The sequence below is a fragment of the Streptomyces albipurpureus genome, from assembly GCF_023701525.1.
In the GTDB taxonomy this organism is placed as follows: Bacteria; Actinomycetota; Actinomycetes; order Streptomycetales; family Streptomycetaceae; genus Streptomyces; species Streptomyces albipurpureus.
Genome location: NZ_JAMQAW010000042.1, coordinates 44,049 through 62,175, shown reverse-complemented (window position 1 = coordinate 62,175; position 18,127 = coordinate 44,049). Strand labels below are relative to the sequence as shown.

At 66.1% G+C, this 18,127-nt stretch carries 12 protein-coding genes; 5 read left to right on the top strand and 7 right to left on the bottom strand.

The genetic code is table 11. The features are described from left to right. Nucleotides 1-241: 241 nt before the first annotated feature. The 5 genes from NBG84_RS30905 to NBG84_RS30885 all read right to left on the bottom strand — a co-directional run bounded on the left by NBG84_RS30905 (nt 242) and on the right by NBG84_RS30885 (nt 9,986). A complete protein-coding gene (locus NBG84_RS30905) occupies nt 242-3,415 on the bottom strand; it encodes a hypothetical protein (RefSeq protein ID WP_250922973.1) in 3,174 nt (1,057 codons plus the stop codon). Nucleotides 3,416-3,623: 208 nt separating this feature from the next. Further along, complete coding sequence (locus tag NBG84_RS30900; protein ID WP_250922972.1) at nt 3,624-5,486, bottom strand: DNA primase family protein; 1,863 nt, start codon at nt 5,484-5,486, stop codon at nt 3,624-3,626. Between the two features lie 1,251 nt (nt 5,487-6,737). Continuing rightward, nucleotides 6,738-7,151, bottom strand: a complete 414-nt coding sequence (locus tag NBG84_RS30895) for a hypothetical protein (RefSeq protein WP_250922971.1) — start codon at nt 7,149-7,151, stop codon at nt 6,738-6,740. A 181-nt stretch (nt 7,152-7,332) separates the two neighbouring features. Continuing rightward, on the bottom strand, nt 7,333-8,118 hold the full coding sequence (locus tag NBG84_RS30890; RefSeq protein ID WP_250922970.1) for a CPBP family intramembrane glutamic endopeptidase: 786 nt from the start codon (nt 8,116-8,118) through the stop codon (nt 7,333-7,335). A 20-nt stretch (nt 8,119-8,138) separates the two neighbouring features. Then, the gene (locus NBG84_RS30885; protein WP_285368130.1) at nt 8,139-9,986 is read right to left on the bottom strand and encodes a DHH family phosphoesterase; all 1,848 of its coding nucleotides are present in this window, start codon (nt 9,984-9,986) and stop codon (nt 8,139-8,141) included. A 215-nt stretch (nt 9,987-10,201) separates the two neighbouring features. Here NBG84_RS30885 and NBG84_RS30880 point away from each other — a divergent pair, with 215 nt between their 5' ends. Then, on the top strand, nt 10,202-10,537 hold the full coding sequence (locus tag NBG84_RS30880) for a histone-like nucleoid-structuring protein Lsr2 (protein WP_250922968.1): 336 nt from the start codon (nt 10,202-10,204) through the stop codon (nt 10,535-10,537). A 96-nt stretch (nt 10,538-10,633) separates the two neighbouring features. Here NBG84_RS30880 and NBG84_RS30875 read toward each other — a convergent pair whose 3' ends face one another. Together NBG84_RS30875 and NBG84_RS30870 are read right to left on the bottom strand one after the other, a co-directional pair. Next, nucleotides 10,634-11,137, bottom strand: coding sequence for an SLOG family protein (locus NBG84_RS30875; protein ID WP_250922967.1), 504 nt, complete (start codon nt 11,135-11,137; stop codon nt 10,634-10,636). Nucleotides 11,138-11,232: 95 nt separating this feature from the next. Continuing rightward, nucleotides 11,233-11,538, bottom strand: a complete 306-nt coding sequence (locus NBG84_RS30870; protein ID WP_250922966.1) for a hypothetical protein — start codon at nt 11,536-11,538, stop codon at nt 11,233-11,235. A 1,992-nt stretch (nt 11,539-13,530) separates the two neighbouring features. Between NBG84_RS30870 and NBG84_RS30865 the strand changes: the two genes are divergently transcribed. The 4 genes from NBG84_RS30865 (at nt 13,531) to NBG84_RS30850 (ending at nt 18,124) form a co-directional block, all read left to right on the top strand. Continuing rightward, nucleotides 13,531-14,022 (top strand): hypothetical protein, encoded by a 492-nt coding sequence (locus NBG84_RS30865; protein ID WP_250922965.1) that lies wholly within the window; start codon nt 13,531-13,533, stop codon nt 14,020-14,022. A 58-nt stretch (nt 14,023-14,080) separates the two neighbouring features. Beyond that, on the top strand, nt 14,081-15,379 hold the full coding sequence (locus tag NBG84_RS30860) for a hypothetical protein (RefSeq protein WP_250922964.1): 1,299 nt from the start codon (nt 14,081-14,083) through the stop codon (nt 15,377-15,379). A 67-nt stretch (nt 15,380-15,446) separates the two neighbouring features. Next, nucleotides 15,447-16,205: an N-6 DNA methylase gene (locus tag NBG84_RS30855; RefSeq protein ID WP_250922963.1), complete on the top strand. Its 759-nt coding sequence runs from the start codon at nt 15,447-15,449 to the stop codon at nt 16,203-16,205. Continuing rightward, complete coding sequence (locus NBG84_RS30850) at nt 16,202-18,124, top strand: hypothetical protein (RefSeq protein ID WP_250922962.1); 1,923 nt, start codon at nt 16,202-16,204, stop codon at nt 18,122-18,124. Before NBG84_RS30855 ends, NBG84_RS30850 begins: the two co-directional genes overlap by 4 nt. The last annotated feature ends 3 nt before the right edge of the window (nt 18,125-18,127 follow it).

Below are 18,127 nucleotides of genomic sequence, written 5' to 3'. Positions count from 1 at the left end.
ATCGCCAATCGGCAACCCAGTCGGGGGTATGGCCGGAGCACCACACGTCACCGTTCCGCTGCAAGAACCACCCCAGATTCTGGGCTCTCTGGTTATCCCATCGACTACCCGTCACGAAGAACTGTTGACATTGCTCGAATTTGCATTTCTTCTTAACGGAATGTGCACTCATTTCCCCTCGATTCATTTGTTGCGCCAAGCCGAACCGGCCCTCAACCTCGATTGAGACTCAAGATGCCGATCAGGCGACGTTCTTCCAGTTCTTGGTGAACGTCTCGTCAAGCATCCGGGTGTAGATGCCGAGATCGAGCGCCTCGATGAGCTGCTCGACCCGGGTGGGCGGCAGCGCGCGGAGGTCGTCGTTGACGACGACGACCGACCAGTACGGATCGATGCCGTTGATTCGGCGGATCACGGCGTCCTGGTCATCGGGCAGCAGCCTGAGGCCGTCGGAGGTGCTGGCCTCGCTGCGGTTCTTCGCCCACCCGTGGTGGCGCAGGATCGTCAGCGCGACCGGATCACGTCGCACACCGGCGCTGCCGGACTCGCGCCGCTTGCTCTGGCTGGCCGGGTTCACCTTCCATGCGCCGGCGTTGTGCAGGCTCACGGCACCATCGGTGCCGTCGCGGACGATGAAGACCCGGTTGACCATCTGCAGGGCCTGCGGGTTCACCAGCTGCCCATCGGCGTCCTCGCCGTCGTCACGGTCGGGCCCGGCGCAGACCGGGTCGGCGGCGAACGGGTAGGTGATCGATCCGCGCGAAGCGGCGAGGACGTTCTGGAACAGCAGCAGTGTCCGTACGGGATCGGCCGGGTCGATTGCCTCCTCGATCACCTTGCGGCCCAGCACAGGGTCGAACGGCTCGGCAAGAGCTTCCTCTCCCCTGCTGGCGACAGCCTGCAGGTAGCGGGCCAGGCCGAAGTCGATCACGGCCGGGTGGGCAAGCGACTTCGTCGGGGTAGTACCTGCGTGGCAGGCCAGTGTCCCGCCGGAGGCGGTGATGATCGGGCTGTCGGCGACGCTGCGGTCCTCACTGGGTGGCTCCAGCTCGAGCCGGTTGTTCGAGTCCTTGCTGATGAGGAACATCAGCTCGGGTTCGATGTCGATGCCGATGGCGGCCTGCTGCTCGGCGAGTACCTGGTTGTTGGTGGTCTCGTCGAAGCCGTTGTCGCCGTCGACGACGGAGTAGAGGCCGTCGGTGTTCGTCGAGATGATCCGCGCGCCGGCCAGCGTCTGCGCCTGTCCGATCCGCCAGCTGAACAGCTGGCCGATGATCCGCATCGAGATGGTGCGGTTGTTCATCCTGATCGGGGTCCGGTGTGCGGCGTCAGCGGCTCCAGAGGCCGAGTTAAGAATCAGCTTCGTGCCGTTGCGCAAGGTCGCGAGCCGGGTCTTCTCCTCGGCGGAGATCCCTGGCTGCTTCATCTCGAAGCCCAGACGTTCCTTCTCGAAGAAGATCGTCGCGTAGCGGTCCTCGCCCAGCTCGGGATTGAAGAACGCCCTCATGTTGCGCAGCAGGTTCGGGTAGTAGCTGGTGAAGTCCTCGTGAATGACGAGGCCTGCCGAGGTCCGTGCGAACTTCGGGTGCAGCTTGGTGGACCCGTCGGTTTTCGTGGTGAACAGCTCGGGCGCCTTCCTCGCCGGCTCATCGCGGTAGACGGCCTTGACCGCCGAGGTGACGGCCAGGACGACCTTGCCGTCGAGCACGGTTCCGTCGGCCAGGCGCACGTGCATCGCCTCGGTGTCCGGACGCTGAGTGGCCAGCAGCTGAGCCGGATCGGGCACTTGGGCCTGCGCACGCGCGAGCTGTTCGGCCTGGTCCGGGTCGTCCTTCTTCGACTTGCGGTACTTCACCTTCTTCGGGTCCGAGCCCAGCAGCACGAGCCGCTTGTCGACGGCCGTGCCGTCGGGCAGCGCGAGTAGGTTGTGCTGGCGCTTGGCCTCGGCGACGAAGTCCTTGGCGTCCGGGTAGAGGAGCTTGGCGAGACCGATCATGGCTGCCTGCTCCCGGTGCTCGAAGGAGTCGGAGTCGAAGACCTTCATGTCCGCTTCAGCGCCGTGGATGCCACCTGTGCTGAACGTCGCGAAACACGACGACGGGGAGGCGTCGCGGTGGAAGTAGGGCACGTTGTTCGGCGTCTTCGGCAGCTCGCGCAAGGACCTGGCCGGGAGGTCGAACAGGTCGCGGTAATCCACGGAGTCGTTGAAGTTCTGCCCCTCGATCGAACGGTAGTAGTCGACGACCTGTATGAACTGACGGTGTGCCATGGCCTGCACCGGCGTCGCGGCTGGGTCCTTGGCGGGGTCAGGTGCGACGTTCTCCTCGAAGAAGCGCACGCACTCGTCGAGCACGTTGACCTGGGAGATGCCTCGCTCGTCGGCGACCTCCTTGGCCGGATAGAGGAAAGACACGGTCTCGATGTCGTTCAGCGAGGTGTACGGCGCGAGGATGCGGCCGACGAACTTCGCGGAGGACGAGTCGATGGTCAGGCGGTCCCGGCGCACCGAGCCGTTCTTGGCGTAGACGGTTTCGAAGTACTGTGCCAACAGGCCGGCCTTGAGGTCGAAGTTGCTGGCGTAGGCCGGGTGCTGGAAGAGTTGGGCCAGTCCCAGGCAGTCGGAGACGTTGTAGGCCAGCAGCTCGTAGAGGTCCTCGATCGTGGTGATCGAGGTGTCGTGGCTGAGCTTTTCGGACTCCTTGATCTGGCGGCCGAGCATCCCGAGCAGGCGCTTCAGGCTCACCTTGGTCTGCAGCTCGTTGAGGCGGGCGACGTCCAGGTGCCGGCCCGAGTGCATCATGGCGCGGCGGATCTTGGCGGCCGGTCCGTTCCAGCCGAGGTAGCCGGGCATGTACTCGATGTGCTCGTTGAACAGCGCGTCGTTGTGCTCGCGCATCTCGCGCGCTGTGGTCGGCTGGACGAGACGACCGGAGTGCGGAGCCGGGAAGGCCTCCATCAGATACAGCGCGAGCATGGTCATGTCGTAGTTCAGCGAGTTGTACCCGGCCAGGAACGGGTGCTTCAGCGGGTCGTACTCGGGATCCGTGTCGCAGACGGGGCGCAGGCTCGCCGGATAGGATGAGACCTCGCCGCGGTCGTTGACCTGGTCGGCGTTCGAGAGGCCCATCAGCTCGGCGAGACGGAGGTTGCCCCGCTCGCCGCGTAGGTTCCACAGCTGGACGCTCACCGCGGGCAGGCCCGGGTTGGAGCGCACCACGGCCTCATAGAGCGCCTGCGGGTCCACGGCGTCGGAGAGCTGCTGGACGTCCGAGAGGAAGAAGATCTCCAGGTCGTCGACGGCCCTGTCGGGCTGCGGGGTATAGGCGCACAGAGTGAAGGCGTCCGACAACGACTCGATGTCGTAGAAGGTGAAGCGTGTCTTCGAGGCCGTCACGGGTGTTCGCTGTGCGGTCATGGCGGGATCTCCTTTCGTCGGTCCGACCATCACGGCCGGTGTCTGGGGAGGAGGCAGGCGCTGCCTCAGACGGAGTCGCGAGAAGTGCCCCGCCGCGGGGCATCCATGCGCCAGGACGCCTCACCCATGAGCCGTGGTCTTCTCCAAGGGGTCTGCCATGATCTGCGAGCGGACGGCGAGGTTGGTGATCCGCCGCCCATGCCCGTTGTCAGCCATCGCCGTGACCAGGTGGCTCCTGTTCCTCAGTGGTGTCGTCGGTCGGGGCGGGTGCGCCCGTCTGGCGGAGCAGTCCTCGGTAGTTGGCCTGCAGCGCCGGCTGCGACTTCTTCTTCGGGTCGCTGCCGGTGTAGCTCGGGTGCATCCACTTCTTCAGCTCGTACTCAGCGATGAGTACCTCGGGGGTGTGCATCATCTGGCCGGGTCGGATCTTGCGGTTCTTGTCCGGGCAGTGCCACAGGACATCCAGCTTGACGATCGCCACGAGGTCGGTGATGAACCGCTTGTTGCTCACGGCTGAACCCGACGGCGAGACGTCGGCGAACCAGGCCTTGTACAGGTCGTAAAGGAACGTGAACGGTGCCAGGTCCCAGGCCAGCCGATCGCGGAACTCAACCCAGAAGTCGCGCACGGGGTCGTTGGCCTCCTTGTACTCGGCCAGGACCGCCTTGGTCGCCACCGGTTCGGAGAGCTCGTAGTAGTTCCCCGGGGAGGACGCGCCAGCACGGTTGATCACGTACCAGAAGACGTACTCCAGAACCTCGCGCCGCTGGAGGTAGTCGTCCCTGATGTACGTCTTCTCTGCCCCGGTGAAGCTCTTGGTGAAGGGCACAAAGAGCTGGCGGCGGTAGAAAGAACCGGATTTGTCCTTCGCGACCGGGAACTCGTTCAGGCACTGGATCATGAATCCGAAGAACTGAAAGGCGATCGGTATCCGGTGTTTGCGGTTGACCATGATGACGTCGGCGGTCACGATCGCCTTCAGGTTGGCCGCCTTGTCGATGAAGGCGCCGACGTCGTTCTCGTCGACGATGATCGCGTTGGCGCGCACCAACGGTTCGAGCGCGAAGTCCTTGCCGAAGTCCGAGAGCGGGATCGAGGCATGCGCGCCACCTCCGAGGAGGTTGCGCATGAGCGCGCAGAGCGTGCCTTTACCGTTGTTTCCCTCCGTCGAGTAGAACCAGGCGGTCTTGCGCCAACGCACATACGGCCGGATGATCGCGCCGATGATCTCCCAGATCAGGTCAGCCAGGCCTTCGTCACCGGGCTGGTCGAAGAGCTCCTCGATCCAGGTGACGACGTCCCAGTCTCCGTCATCGGGGTGCGTGATGACCTGCCGCGGGGCGTTGTCCACGTAGTCGACGTCGTTCTTTGTCAGCAGCACGATGGCGGGGTCGAAGGAGTGGACCTGCTTGGGCTCGAAGTGGAAGTTCTTGCCAAAGATCGTGACGTCCACTGGCTCAGCGCCGTAGAAGACGATGCCGTTGCGCGCGGCGATGAAGTCGCGGTTCGTGCTCTGGTGCCTGCGCGGGCTGTCCTCGCGCAGGACGGCCAGAACCTCGTCGAACTCCTTGAGGCGCAGCTGGGTGTTGTACATGCGCGCCGTCGTGCGGATGTCGTTCTCACTAGTGGTGTACGTCCCACGCGCGCCCCCCGTGGGCTGATACATCGCCAGCAGGTCGTACTCACGGTCAGTGTTCTTGACGTTGGGTGCGATGCGGATGACATGGTGCAGACGCACGAGGATCTGCGCGACCTGCCAGTGCGTCAGATATCTCGGCAGGGGGTACTTCTCGGCGGCCGTGGCCGCCTTGGCGTTCTCGGACTTGATGACGCCGCCCACGATCGCCAGCAGCTCCTTCTCCAGCACGCGGGGCGTCGGAGGATCGGTCGGGTCGATCTGGTCGAGGTAGGCCGCGGTGACGTAGGTGACGATCTCGTTCGGCGGAGCCATGTCGTCGCGCTGCGAGAAGTACCCCATGACGCTGGTCAGGACGTCAGCGACGGGGTTGGTGCGCGGTCCGGCACTGGAACCGGTGGTAGATACAGATGTGGGGGCATCAGGAGGTGTCATGTTGCTGCTTTCTCGATCGTGACCGAGCTCCTGCCGGCGATGCGTGGGAAGCCGACTTGACTCGCAATCGAATGGAACGCGATCTCGACACTATGCCACCCGGGCAACCTTTCGCAACGATTGATCCATCAGTCCATAAGTAAGTCGATTGGGGCATTAGACGGCTCTCGACTGGCAAATTAAAGGGTAACCGGCAGGGACTGCAGAGGGCGCGCGCAACCGCTACGGCCGCACGCGTCGCGAGCCCTGGATGGGACGTGAGAGGCCGGCGACTCCGTGGAGCGCGCACCCGGAGGCACTGACCCTCACGCTCGACCACGCACCCGCGGGCGGCGTGAGCCGCCCGGCCTGCGGTCGGGGTTCGGAGGAGTTCTTCTGACCGGCCGAGTCGACTGCCATCAGGGCATCGATCGACTGCCCTCCAGGGGGATCGCGAGAGCCACATACCCCCTATGAGTATCTGAGCGTGTACCACTTGACGTGGTACACCTGTTTTTCCAGCTCAGAGCGGTAGCTGCGTGCGTTCAAGGGCAGGCTGTACCACGCGGCATCCTCTGCGTGGTACAGGCGTTACGCCTGGTCAGGCGGTGTTTACATACCCCCTGTACCACTTGTACCAGGAAAAGGGGACTAGATACACGCGCGGGAAGACAGCCGAACGAACTGGCGAGCTGGGGCTGGAGTGCCTGACCGCTCCCGAACGCACCCCTTATGGAAACGGCCAGAAGAACGTGGTACTCGTGGTACGCGGGCGAGCAATGCTGGCTGACCAGGCAAAACGCCGTACCATGCCGACACCTCCACGTGGTACACCCGGTGCGGGAAAGAGTCTCGCAGTACAGGCGCTTGCCCAGGTCAGACGCGGTTCTCGGGGGTGTACCACGTCTCGTGGTACAGGTGGCAGCGATGGCCTTCCGGCGGCCAGGTTTGAGGCAGACCGCCACGCCAAGCCGCCATGTGGCCCTCAGGCGGCTCGGCCGAGCCTCGCAGAAGGCCCCCGGCACGTCCGCCGGGCACGAGTCGGAATCCCGTCCGAGTCGGTCGATCACGAGGCGCCAATAGATGCTGGATGGCATTGGACTGGCACTCGCCGCCCATTGTGGGCAATCCGTGACACTGCTATCGTTGGCGGCAGAGGATCGGTGTTGCACTGGAACGTGAAAACAGAGGGGTCGGAGAGCATCCCCGTGGGAAGGGAGCTCTCCGGCCTCTTTGCATGTGCTGATGAGGGTGAGGCGTGGACGGCGGGAATCATCCGGGGGTGACCGTGCTCCAGCGTCGCCGGCATCCCGCACTGGGGGACTCGGGACTGCGGCTACGGGATCGCTCGTCCGCCTCCACGACGTAGAGGATCTCGAAGGAGATCGTGGTGTTGAGGTTGAGCCGGTTCTTGCTCTGGCTCCTCTTCGTCGCGATCCTGCGGAAACCGCGAACAGCCTCGGCGCGGTCGAAGAACCGGCGCAGCCTCGTGTTCACGCGCTCACTGGCCTGTTCGGCCGTGATACCCATGTCGGAGACAACGAAGACGTGCGTGTGACCGCGGTCGAAGGTCGCCCTCTCACCGGTGTCGAGGTCCAGGCGGATCTTCGCACGGCCTATGTCGAGCGTGTCGGGACGGACGAGCCGTCCTCGTGAGTCGTACGCGCAGGTGCTGACGATAGCCATGGTGAGATCCTCTCCTCTCCCGACGAGTATGCCTGAATAGTTACTTTCAGACACACCTCCGGTGACCGGATCACCCCGGTCACCACGAGCACGCCCTCCGCGCGAGGGACCGGCGCCGGAAAGGCGGCCGGGGCCCGCGCGGAGGACGCCATCGTTCATCAGGAGAGGCTTGGTACCTCGCTCACCGCATCGCGGACTCGCCCCGCGCACCCGGGACTGCGCCTGGCTCAGTCCCGGCGGCGACCCGCCGGTAGAGCCCCACGGCACAACCGGCGAAGGTCAGGCACAGCACCGCAGAGACGGGGTTCGCCAGAGCACCGAGCATCTGCGCCGGTACAAGGACGGCAGCGAGGTTGAAGCCCAGATGCAGGACCACGCAGGGCCACAGCGCGCGCGTGCGCTCGTACACCAGGGACAGGAGCACGGCCAACGGCAGAGTCGCGGCGAACTGTACGGCGTTGCCGTGCAGCAGGCCGAACACCACGGCGGTGACCAGCGTGGAGGCCAGAATGTGCACCCGCTTGCGCAGTAACGGGTAGATCAGCCCCCGGAACAGGGCCTCCTCACCCGCAGGAGCCGCAACCAGGGTGAGCAGCAGGGTCGCCAGGGCTCCCGCCGCGTGCCTGGTCTGGTTCGACGCGTCGAAGCCGGCAGACCCGGCCGTGACGTGGATCCACAAGGCCAGTGACTGACCGGCGAGGAAAGCCAGGACCGCGCAGCCGAGGACGGTCCACCCGAAGCGTGGGATCTCCAACTCCGGTCGCGGGGCCGGCGCATGCGCGAGCCACCGCGGCCGCTGGATCCTCACCCAGCCGACCAGGACGACGACGAGCATGCCCAGGACGGAGGTCGCGACGATCGGCTCCCCGATGAGGAGGACTGCAAAGGTGCCGAGGCCGAGGTAGACCGCGACGACGGCGAACGGTGCCAGGGTGCACCACCCGATGTCGAGCAGACGCGACGTCATGGTCCCCTCCTCTACGGGGTTCAAGCAGCTGTGTTGATCTGTTCGTTGATGACGGCCTGGACGCGGGTGTCGCCTCGGAAGGTGTTCAGCTGTAGCGTCGCCGTGAAGCGCAGGGTGCCGAGTTCGGTGCGGCTGGCGCGCCGCACGAAGCTCTGGATCGCGTCGAACGTCTCCTCGGCGACGTTCCACCACAGGCAGGACAGGCCGGACCGGGTGACCAGGCGCAGGTGCTGCGATTCGGATCCGATCCGGTCCACGCGCAGGCCAAGGGGCTCGATCGCGATCTCGACGACCGGCGCGGTGAAGCCGTGCCCGAAGGGCTTGAGCCCCTCGGTCCGGCGCACCAGCTCGAACAACGGCTGCAGGTCCTCGAGGCCAACGTCGCAGTCGGTATCCGGGCCGAGCACGAGATCAGCGTTCGATCCGGCGGTGCTGACGGCGAGCTGGGCGACCTGGGTGGCCTCCCGCAGCACGGCGGCGAGGTCGTCCAGCTTCTCGGCCTTCGCGACGCGGACACCACAGGCCTGCTGGTGTCCGATGGCGCTGATACCGTCGTGCGGCTCCAGGTGAGTGATGATGTCGAACCATCCCGGCGCGCGACCGGAGCCACCGACGAAGTCGTCGGGGCCGGCGGGTCGGTTGACGACGACGACCGGGTGGCCGTTGAGTTCCATCATCCGGTTGGCCAGCAAGCCGTACATGCCCGGGTAGGCGTCCGAGAAGTACACCCACGGGGCCAAGGGCTGCTCCTCGGTGACGAGTTCATTCATGTGTGTGATGACCAGCTGTTTGCGCAGCTCGTTGGTCTCGATCACCTGGTGGGCGGCCGTGAGCTTGACGTCAGCACCGGCAGCCGTGAACACCGCGAAGCACGGCTCAAGCGAGGCTCCCGTGCGCCGGGGGCTGTTCATCGCCGGGGCGAGGTAGAAGCCGAAGAAGCCTTCGTCGAGGTCGCCTATGTCTCGGATCTTGCCGGCCTGGGCGAAGGCCTTGAGTACGATCGCGAAGCCCTCGAAGGCCCGCAGGAAGACCGGGTGATGCGGCTCGGTGCGCAGCAGTTGCATCAGGATCGACTGCTCGACGTCGATGGCGTGGGGGTCAGCGTCGAACCCACCCCAGGAATTGGGAATCGTCTTCGGCGCGGCAACGCGCAGCAGACGGGCAATCGAGATCGCGTCCCGCACCAACTGGCGGTTTTCGTACAGTACGGGCATGACATCGGAGACGGTGCCCAGGCCGGCGAAGAGGCGCAGCAGGTGGATCTCCCAGAGCTTCTCGGGCCGGTGCACGCGGGTGTAGGCCTCGATCACCTGGTAAAGCACGTGGGCACCGCAGATCCCGGTGTGGGCGTAGGTCTCGTCGATCCGGCACGGATCGACGGTGATGTCCGCAGTCGAGCCCGGCGCGAGTTCCTCGTGGTGATCGGTCACCAGCGTCGTCCAGCCCAGGGCACGCGCGGCGGCGATACCTCGGTGGGAGTTCACTCCCCCGTCACAGGTGAGCAGGACCCGCGTGCCGGGCCACTTCGCCTGGATCTCGACGATGTCCTCGGGCGCGAGCTCGTGGCCGCGGCGATAGTCCGGCAGGTGCAGCTCGACATCGAACCCGAGCTCGGAAAGGCCGGCATAACCGAGGACCCCGGAGGAGATGCCGTCCATGTCGAAGTCGGGGGCGATGGTGACCTTCTTGCCCCCGCTCCGGGCGTCATGAAGGGCCTCGACCATCTCGGCCAGGTCCAGGAGCTCGTCGTGCTCGGTGGACTCGATCTCCTTCAGGTACTGCTTCGACCACCCCCTGCGCCGGCAGAGCAGCTCGAAGAGATCGGTGTCCTCCTCGGTGAGCGAATGGTCGTCGATGGTGCGGAGCATCGGCATGGTGGGGACCTCTCGATCCGGGCTTGTTGGTCGGTGGCGAACGGGTCATGCGACAACCCTGACTATGCTGCGATTTTAACAGCATCATTCATCATTCCTGCTCATTTAGCAGCATTCTCGGGTCTCACTCGGGCTCTGAATGACGCACTTATCCCGAATGGCCATGACAGGCTTTCCAAGGTCCTTGCGTATCGGCTACTGTCGCTGGTATGGCCATTCGAAGCGTTGTCGAGTCAGATCTGAGTGGTAAGCCGGATGCGGCTACCGTGACCTTCGGCCTGGGTGACACCTGGTACGAAGTCGACCTCACCCCTGAGGAGCAGAAGGGCCTCGAAGATGCGCTGAAGTCGTACGTGAAGGTCAGTCGGAAAGCCGGGAAGCCGGCATCCAAGAAGCGAGTCGTACCCGAGACGACTCCTGAGGAGCGCGACAGGATCCGCGCCTGGGGCAAGGAGAAGGGTTACGAGTTCGCGGAACGAGGACGCATCCCGAAGACGCTCCAGAAGGCCTATGACGAGGCGCACGGCATCGACCGAAGCAAGTAGCGCTGAGCCTGGTGTTCGCCTCGCGGCCGACTCCTCTCTCATTCCCCATCCGCCCCTGAAGGGCCCTGCAGTGTGCTGCAGGGCCCTTCGTGTGTCTCAGAACGGCGGCGACGGATGGAGCACGCTGGTCGTCTTGATCCCTGCGGCTCGAGCCCGAGACCTGCAGTGAATGGTGCCGTGCGAGAAGTGCCCCGGCGTATGCGGCATGAGCTGCTCCTGGCCTCGCTGCGGGCATCCGGGCCTCCGGCAGAGGTCGAGAAAGGCCGTGCACAGCACCTGAGCCCTGGCCTCGCGAAAAACCTGGGCGGCGTCGACCATCTCCTGGTTGCGCTGGAAGCCGGCTGTTCTCCCGCAGGTCGACCAGTCGGCGGGGAAGGGGATGATTTCGAAGCCTGCGTCCTCCCACAGCAGCTCGGCTATGGAGTCGGCACCCTTGGGGGAGTGCCCCGAGAGGAGCACCGGTCGGGTGACGTTCTCGGGACCCCATTCGCGCCAGGCGTCGTTGAACGTCTCACACATGCTCTTCTCGTCGTTCCAGCTGCGGGAACCGGTGACGAGGACGACGTGCGAGAACGATTCCTGAATCATTTCAGCAATCATTCGAGTCTCCTCTCCCCGTGGCTCGGTGGTCTCCACAGCTGAAGTCCAGAGCTGCGGCCATGATGTCCGGGTAGGCGTGGCGGCCTGTCGTGGGCTCATACCGACCGGCTTCTGCAGGGCTCGATGACCGCCAAGTCCATCTCCCGGTGAAGCTCGACCCGGACTTGATCGTCGCTCCACATCGGCATGAGGTGGACGGTGTGCATTCCGTCATCGCTGCGGGAGACGTGCACGGTGACGATCGTGCATCCCCCGTCGTTGGTGAAGTCGACGTTGCCGATGTCCTCGGCTTCGCCGGAGCGCATCACTTCGGTGACGGCTTCACCGTTCGGTTGCCACAGCTTCGGCTCGCACCGGGCTCCGGTGTCGTAGGGCGATGGCTCGGTCTGGGACTGCGCCATGGTGGGCCTCTTCGTGGGCTCGGGTACGGGTGGCGACCGTCGAGTGCGGACCCCGGTGGGGGCCGTGTGATCTCGCGGTCGGCCCAGCGCCCGGGCCAGCTCCGCTGGCTGACGATCCGGAAGATCTTGATGGCGTGATCTACTCCCGGATGGATCGCATAGCGGGCCGTCGCACGGCTCGTCACTTCTCACTCAAGCCGGGCGCGCGGCGCCAGGCGGGCTTCCTGTCTCAAGCACAGCGCTGGGCACAGCCGGAGGGAGCGCCGACGACCGACGGACCGGTGAGCGAAGCGAACGGTGGAACCCGTCGACAGTGCCGATTGACACGTCCTCGGAGCGCAGCAGAGCGGCCGAGCCGAGCGAGGGTCCCCAGGACACGTGTTATCAGGTTCCCTTATGCCCTTTTGCTTCCTTGTCGTCGTCGTCGCTGTTTCACGGCTGGAGCGTCAGCGGAAGCCTGGAACACCAGGGGAAACGGTCCGTACCCTCTTGCCCCGTACCCCTCCCCCTTTCCGCGCAGCGGAGGTACGGGACGGGCTGTTTCCCCTGGTCATTGCGCCTTGGAGCTGTACTGCTGTTTTGCCCTCCGTGATACGGCCGTACCCCATGTTCATCCGTCCTCGTGAGGCACGAGCGAGGTGGGGGTACGGGTCTGCTCCCGACGGGGCGCAGCCCCGGTTCATCGCCCTGCTGTCGCAGGCGATACAGCCCTCGCCGCGCAGTGGATCCGGTCTCTCGCGACGCTGCCGCTTCGGCTCTGAATAGCGCTCTGCTCCGTCGTTCGCTGCGGACGGCGTAGCCGACCTCGCACCATCGCGTTGTGCTGGCTGCATCGACGTGACTCCACCGTCTCCGGTCCTTGCTCCGGGTGCTGCCGCGGCAGGGCGCCAGGACTTCACGCACCGCGTCCGAGGCGGGCGTTCGGCACTGCCTTGTCGACGCACGATCCGGCCCCGGGCTGTGTTCCGTTTCGCGCTTGCGCGGCGAGCCCGGGGCGGTCTCTCGTGGACGCATCAGAAGAAGAGAGCCCCGACTGCTGCGACCAGCTACCCCATCAAGCACGACGAACAGCTCCAGCGCCATCGGGCCGTTGTCGTCTTCCTCCAGGGCTTGCTTCCGCAGCAAAGCCCTCTGCTCTTCCTCTACCTCATTGGGCCCTTGCTGCGGAAGCAAGTCGTTCCTCGCAGGCTCACTGCGTGCGGGGGCCTTCCGTTTACTCTCCCCTGCGCGACCACGACGGCTCGATGACGCCTCTGTCCCGACCGTCTCACCAGCGCTGTGTCGGAGTCTCGCCGACGGCTGTACTGGCCACGCTCCACCAGCAGGCCGTGGCTGTCTCAACGTACCCGCCGGAGGGCTTCAGCTAGGGGCGCATCCAGGCTTCGCGGCCCCGTGAATCAGCGTCTCTATCGCGTCTTCGGGGTGACTCAAACGGGACACACAGGGGACGCGACTGGAACACCTACAAGACGCCGACTACTGCCAATGGGCCTCTCTGAGTCCCGCGCGCGTCCCCACGATGTTTCGTGCGCGCTCCAACTGTGCCGCACTGGTGTCGCACGCAGCGCCCTCGGAGGGCGCTCCTGCGCAGGGGGGACCAGTGACGTCCTTCAGGAGACACAGCCAGGACGCCGACGGGACGCCATGTGTACTCGAATGCGGTTCCCCCGGGACGGTGCCGTGACCCCAGATGTCTCGCGGATGTCCCGTGGGAGCCCTCGTTGCGTCGCACGTGGAGCTCATAGGTGCAGCGGGTCGGCGGCTTTCATGCGGTCGTCCCAGGTGGGGCACTGCGGCGTCTCGCTGGTGTACCCGCCGGCACTCAACAGGGACGCCAATGACACCTTACTCGCGTCTCGAATGGGGCTTGAAAAGGACTCGATAGAGCCACTAGAGTGGCGTTGCAGCGATTCGCATTCGAGCAGAAACGCGGAAGGCGGTGAGTCCCTATGGCAGAGCGCGAGACATCCGGTAAGCGACTGGATGAAGTGCATGAGCAAGTGGCCGGGCGAGGTGAGTGCGATGGCGAACCAGTCGGGTGAACCTCGCAAGGTTCGCTGGACCGTGCCCGCTGCCGATACCTCGGTGATCGAGTGGCTCGATCAGCAGGAGAACATCTCGCAGTCGCTGCGACAGCTCATCCGGGAGTCCATTCAGCGCGACGGGTACATCGACGTCTTCTACAAGCCCGTCGATCAGCTGCCGCGGCGTGGCCGACCACCGCTGGAGACTATCGAGCAGCGCGAGGACGACGAAGCAACAGCCGAGCCCCGGCCGGCCGCCCGGCCGGTCCAGCCGCAGCAGCAACCCGTAGTCACCGACCAGACCGACGTCGTCGTCGAGCAGACAGCCCCAGCGCCGGTGCCCCGGCCCGAGTCGGCTCCCGCACCGGTCGAGACGGCCGAGGCTTCCACCCCCATCCCGCCGCCGGAGCCGCCGAAGCAGGCGTCCATCGACGAAATCATGGCGAGCACTCGGCGCTGAGTGACGCGGTGGCGCTCACCTTCCAGACAGGCAACGCAGACACCGAGGGGCCGAATTCATGAGCACGAACACCACCGACATCATCACCCTCACCGGCGGCATCGACGTCGGCAACGGCTACGTCAAGGGCGTTATCCAGAACACGAAGCAGAGCACTTTCGACGAGATCGATCTGCCCAGCGCGGTCGTCTCGACTTCCCGCACCTCGCCGAAGGTGCCGCTCCCCGACGCGGATGCGGCCACCGTGATGGCCGGCGACTTCTACAACCAGATCGACTGCTCGCTCACCACTCCCCTGGTGGCGGCGTCGGACCGCCGAATCTTCGGCCGGGCGGCGCTGAGCGTACGCGGCTCGAAGTTCACCGAGTTCGAGGTGCTGGGTAAGCACTCCAAGGCCGATCAGGAGCTGAGCAAGGTCCTGGTCCTGGGTGTCTTCGCCGCGAAGGCCCTGCGCGACTACGTCAGCGAGAACGGCGCGCTGCCCGATCACGAGCTGCGCGTGCACGTGCGTGCCGGCCTGGCGCTGCCGATCTCCGAGTTCGTCGCGCGCCGCCACGCCTACGCCGCCGAGTTCATCGGCCTGCTGGGCAGCTCCGACCCCGCGGTGCACCTGGTGACGATCAAGAACTTCAGCACCCCTGTCTCGGTGCGCCTGCAGTTCGTCGACGTCCAGGTGATGGCCGAGGGTGCCTCCGCGCAGTTCGCCATCACCGACAAGGGCGAGCCGCTCGCCCAGGCTCTTCTCGATGATCTGCGCACCCGTGACGCGTCCATCGTCGAGGGCGTCTCGGCTTCCGACCTGGTGGCGGTCCAGCACACCATCGGCGTCGACGTCGGCGAAGGCACCGTGAACTTCCCGGTCTTCACCGACGGGCGGTTCAACGCAGAGGCGGCCGCCACGCTCGCCGAGGGCTACGGCACCGCGCTGATGAACGCCATGGAGCGCATGAGCGAGTCGGACGCCGCGCTGCAGTTCTCCTCACGCAAGCAGCTGGCGGACTTCCTCCACGCGGAGCCGTCCGTGCTGGTGAGGAACCGTCACCGGCGGGCCGCGGGCTTCGTCGAGGACGAGGCCAGCTACCTGGTCGACGAGATCGTCTCCTCCTTCGGCGATGTTCTCTCGCAGGCCGGCGCGACGACTGAGGTTGTCTACGTCTACGGCGGTGGCTCGGGTCCGATCAAGCACCTGCTGCACCCGGCCCTACTGAAGGCCGCGGGCGACGTGCCCGTGCTCTACCTCGACTCGAGCTATTCGCGGCACCTGAACCGCGAGGGCCTGTACATCGCGGCCCGTCACGTTGAGCAGCAGGCCCTCGCCGCGAAGACCGGGGGCAAGCGCAGCAGGGAGGTGGCGTGATGAGCGAGGCACTGGGTGCCTTCTCGAAGGCCGCAACCGCCGAGATCAGCACCATCGAGCCGGTGGCATGAGCTGCTACCGCGAAGTCGTGACACTGCTGGCGACGAACACCGGCGCGAAGCGGATGAGCCAAGTCTTCGACAACTTCGTCGAGATGGCGGCGCTGGCTCTGCGCAACGCCGTGGACGTCCGCGGGAGCGAGTCCTGGGAAGCGCGCGAAAGGCAGTACCTCCAGATCGCCGGCGGCTACAGCAGAACAGACTTGGACCGCTTCGCGCATGCGCTGGCGTTGGTGACCATGGAGTTGGATCGCAATCCCCATGACGTACTTGGACGTCTCTACATGGAGCTGGAGCTCGGCAACGAGCGGCTGGGCCAGTTCTACACGCCCTACGACGTCGCCCGTTTGACGGCTCGGATGGAGATCCGCACGGTGGTCGAGCAAGTCGAGCGCAGCGGTTTCGCTGATGTCTACGAGCCCGCCTGCGGCGCGGGCTCGTTCATGATCGCCCTGTCGGAGGTCATGCTCGAGCACGACCTCAACCCGCAGACGCAGTTGCACGTGACGGCGGAGGACATAGCGCCGCAGGCCATGCACATGGTCTACGTCCACCTCACGCTGCTGCACATACCCGCGGTCGTGCGCCGTTGCGATGTCCTGACGCTGGAGACCTTCGAGACATGGCCCACCCTCGCTCATGTCCTGGGCCATTGGAGCCAGAAGCGCAGGGTAGCCCGGGCAGTCAACGGATCACGTCGACTGATCATCGCGTCGCATCAGGAGACCACCGGAATACCCGCTGACGCTTTGGAGATGAAGCGATGACGATCACGCAAGGACAAACCGATCCTCCTGACGCCGAGAGCGACGACACTTCGGCATGGCGCGGGAGGGAGTCGGCAGCCGAGTCGTGCCCGGCGTGCCAGCGCGAGGAAGTACGCGCGGGACGTTGCGGCGGATGCGCAGCAGCCATCGGTGCCGACGCGGCGGCCTCCGCGCTGGAAGGCATGCCCAAGAACGCGGGCGTTCTGGTCCACGAGGCAGCGGAGCTGGGCTGGGACGTCCGTGCGGAGCGGCGTTGGACCGGCCGTCTGTGGGTACGCGCCGTGGTGTTCTCCGGGCTGGTGATGGTGCGCGCCGGGGTGGAGGAGACAGAGCACGTGTGCGCGTGGAACGAAGCGACGGGCAAGTTCGTGGCGTCCGCCTCGACCGGCGGTTTCAAGGCGGTACGCGAGGCGATCAAGACCGTACGCGTCGCCTCCAGGGAGCAGGAAGCCACGGGCCGGACGGTGTGGGGCCGGGATGCCGCGGAGTGGGTCCGGCAGATGGACGACGCCGTGGCGAAGGTGAGTGCTGCCCTGAGTGACGCTCGGGACGCGTTCAACGCCCTCGACGGTTCCACGCCTTCGGGCGCGCGGGCGGTGGAGCTGGGCTCCGCCGCCTACGCGGAGGCCAAGACGGCGGAGCGGTCGGCCACCGACGCTGTGAAGGCGGCGCGGGCGTGGCTGGCCGAGACGAACGGCGAGGATGCGCGGGGGTGTGCGTCGTGGCGTCGTGCGATCGTGCTGGCCGGGCAGCACGTCAAGGAAGCCGGGGAGGCGATCGCGGACGCTGCGGCGCGCGCGGAGCGGGAGGCGCTCGCCGCGCCGATCATCGAGGAGGCACAGGAGCGGCTGGTCGCCCAGGAAGCTCAGTGGCGCAAGCAGCTGGCCGACGCAGGCCGCGAACCGTCGGCGCGCGGGTACGCCGGGCTGATCGTGATGTTCGAGGACTCCTCGCGCGCCTGGTGTGCGTGGTTCGACGGCCACACCGACTACGACGGTGTCATGCACGCCGGGCAGGGGGACCCGTCGCGGTCGTTCGTGGCGCAGTACGACGCTTGGAGGAAGTCCAAGCGCTCCAGCCGGTCGGTGTACTACCCGTCGCGGTACACCTCAGCCTCGCTGATCGCCGGTGATCGTGTCGACGCCGCCGCCGTGGCGTTCACGCTGGCCGTGGCCGACCAGATCGAGGGGCGCGGCGCCGAGGCTCTGCGGAAGGCGGAGGCCGCCGTCCGCAGGAACCCCCAGGGGTTCGGCACCAGCAACGACCGCAAGCACCTGGCCGACTGGTCCAAATACCCGCACAACAGCTACGGGGAGCCGACCCTCCTTGCCGAGCACGCCCCCGTCGAGTGGGCCGCGATCAAGACCGCCCAGGCCGCGTACCACGGCGTTCGGGACCTGTACTGGGACGCACACAACGCCGGCGAGTGTGCGGAGGCGCGGGCGGAAGCCGATCGTGCCGGGCTGGCAGGACGCGACGAGGCCCGGGCCGAGCGCGCGGCCTCCGGCCGAACGGCGGCCGCGTGGGAGGCAGCGTTGGAGCGGCTGACGGCAGCCCGCGCCGGTGTCTACGCGGCGGTGGTACTCGCCGCTGGCGACCTGGAGCGGGCGCGGGCGTGCGGAGAGCGGGTCCGCGAGGGCGACGCGCTCGCTGAGGACGTGTGGTCGGCCGTCCGCCGCTGCGAAGAGGCGTACGACGACGTACACCGTGCGAAGCGGGATGCCGCTCACTACGAGGAGTCGGCAGAGATCTACCGCGCGGCGGGTGCCCTGACTGACTACGTGGCCGAGTGCGCGCGTATGGAGGATGCCGCCGCCCGTGCCGAGTCCGGCCGTGAAGAGACGCTGAACATGTACGGGTGCGCGTTCACCGATGCCGCACAGGCGGAGGAGAACCGGCATGAGGGTGTGCTCCGGTAGTGG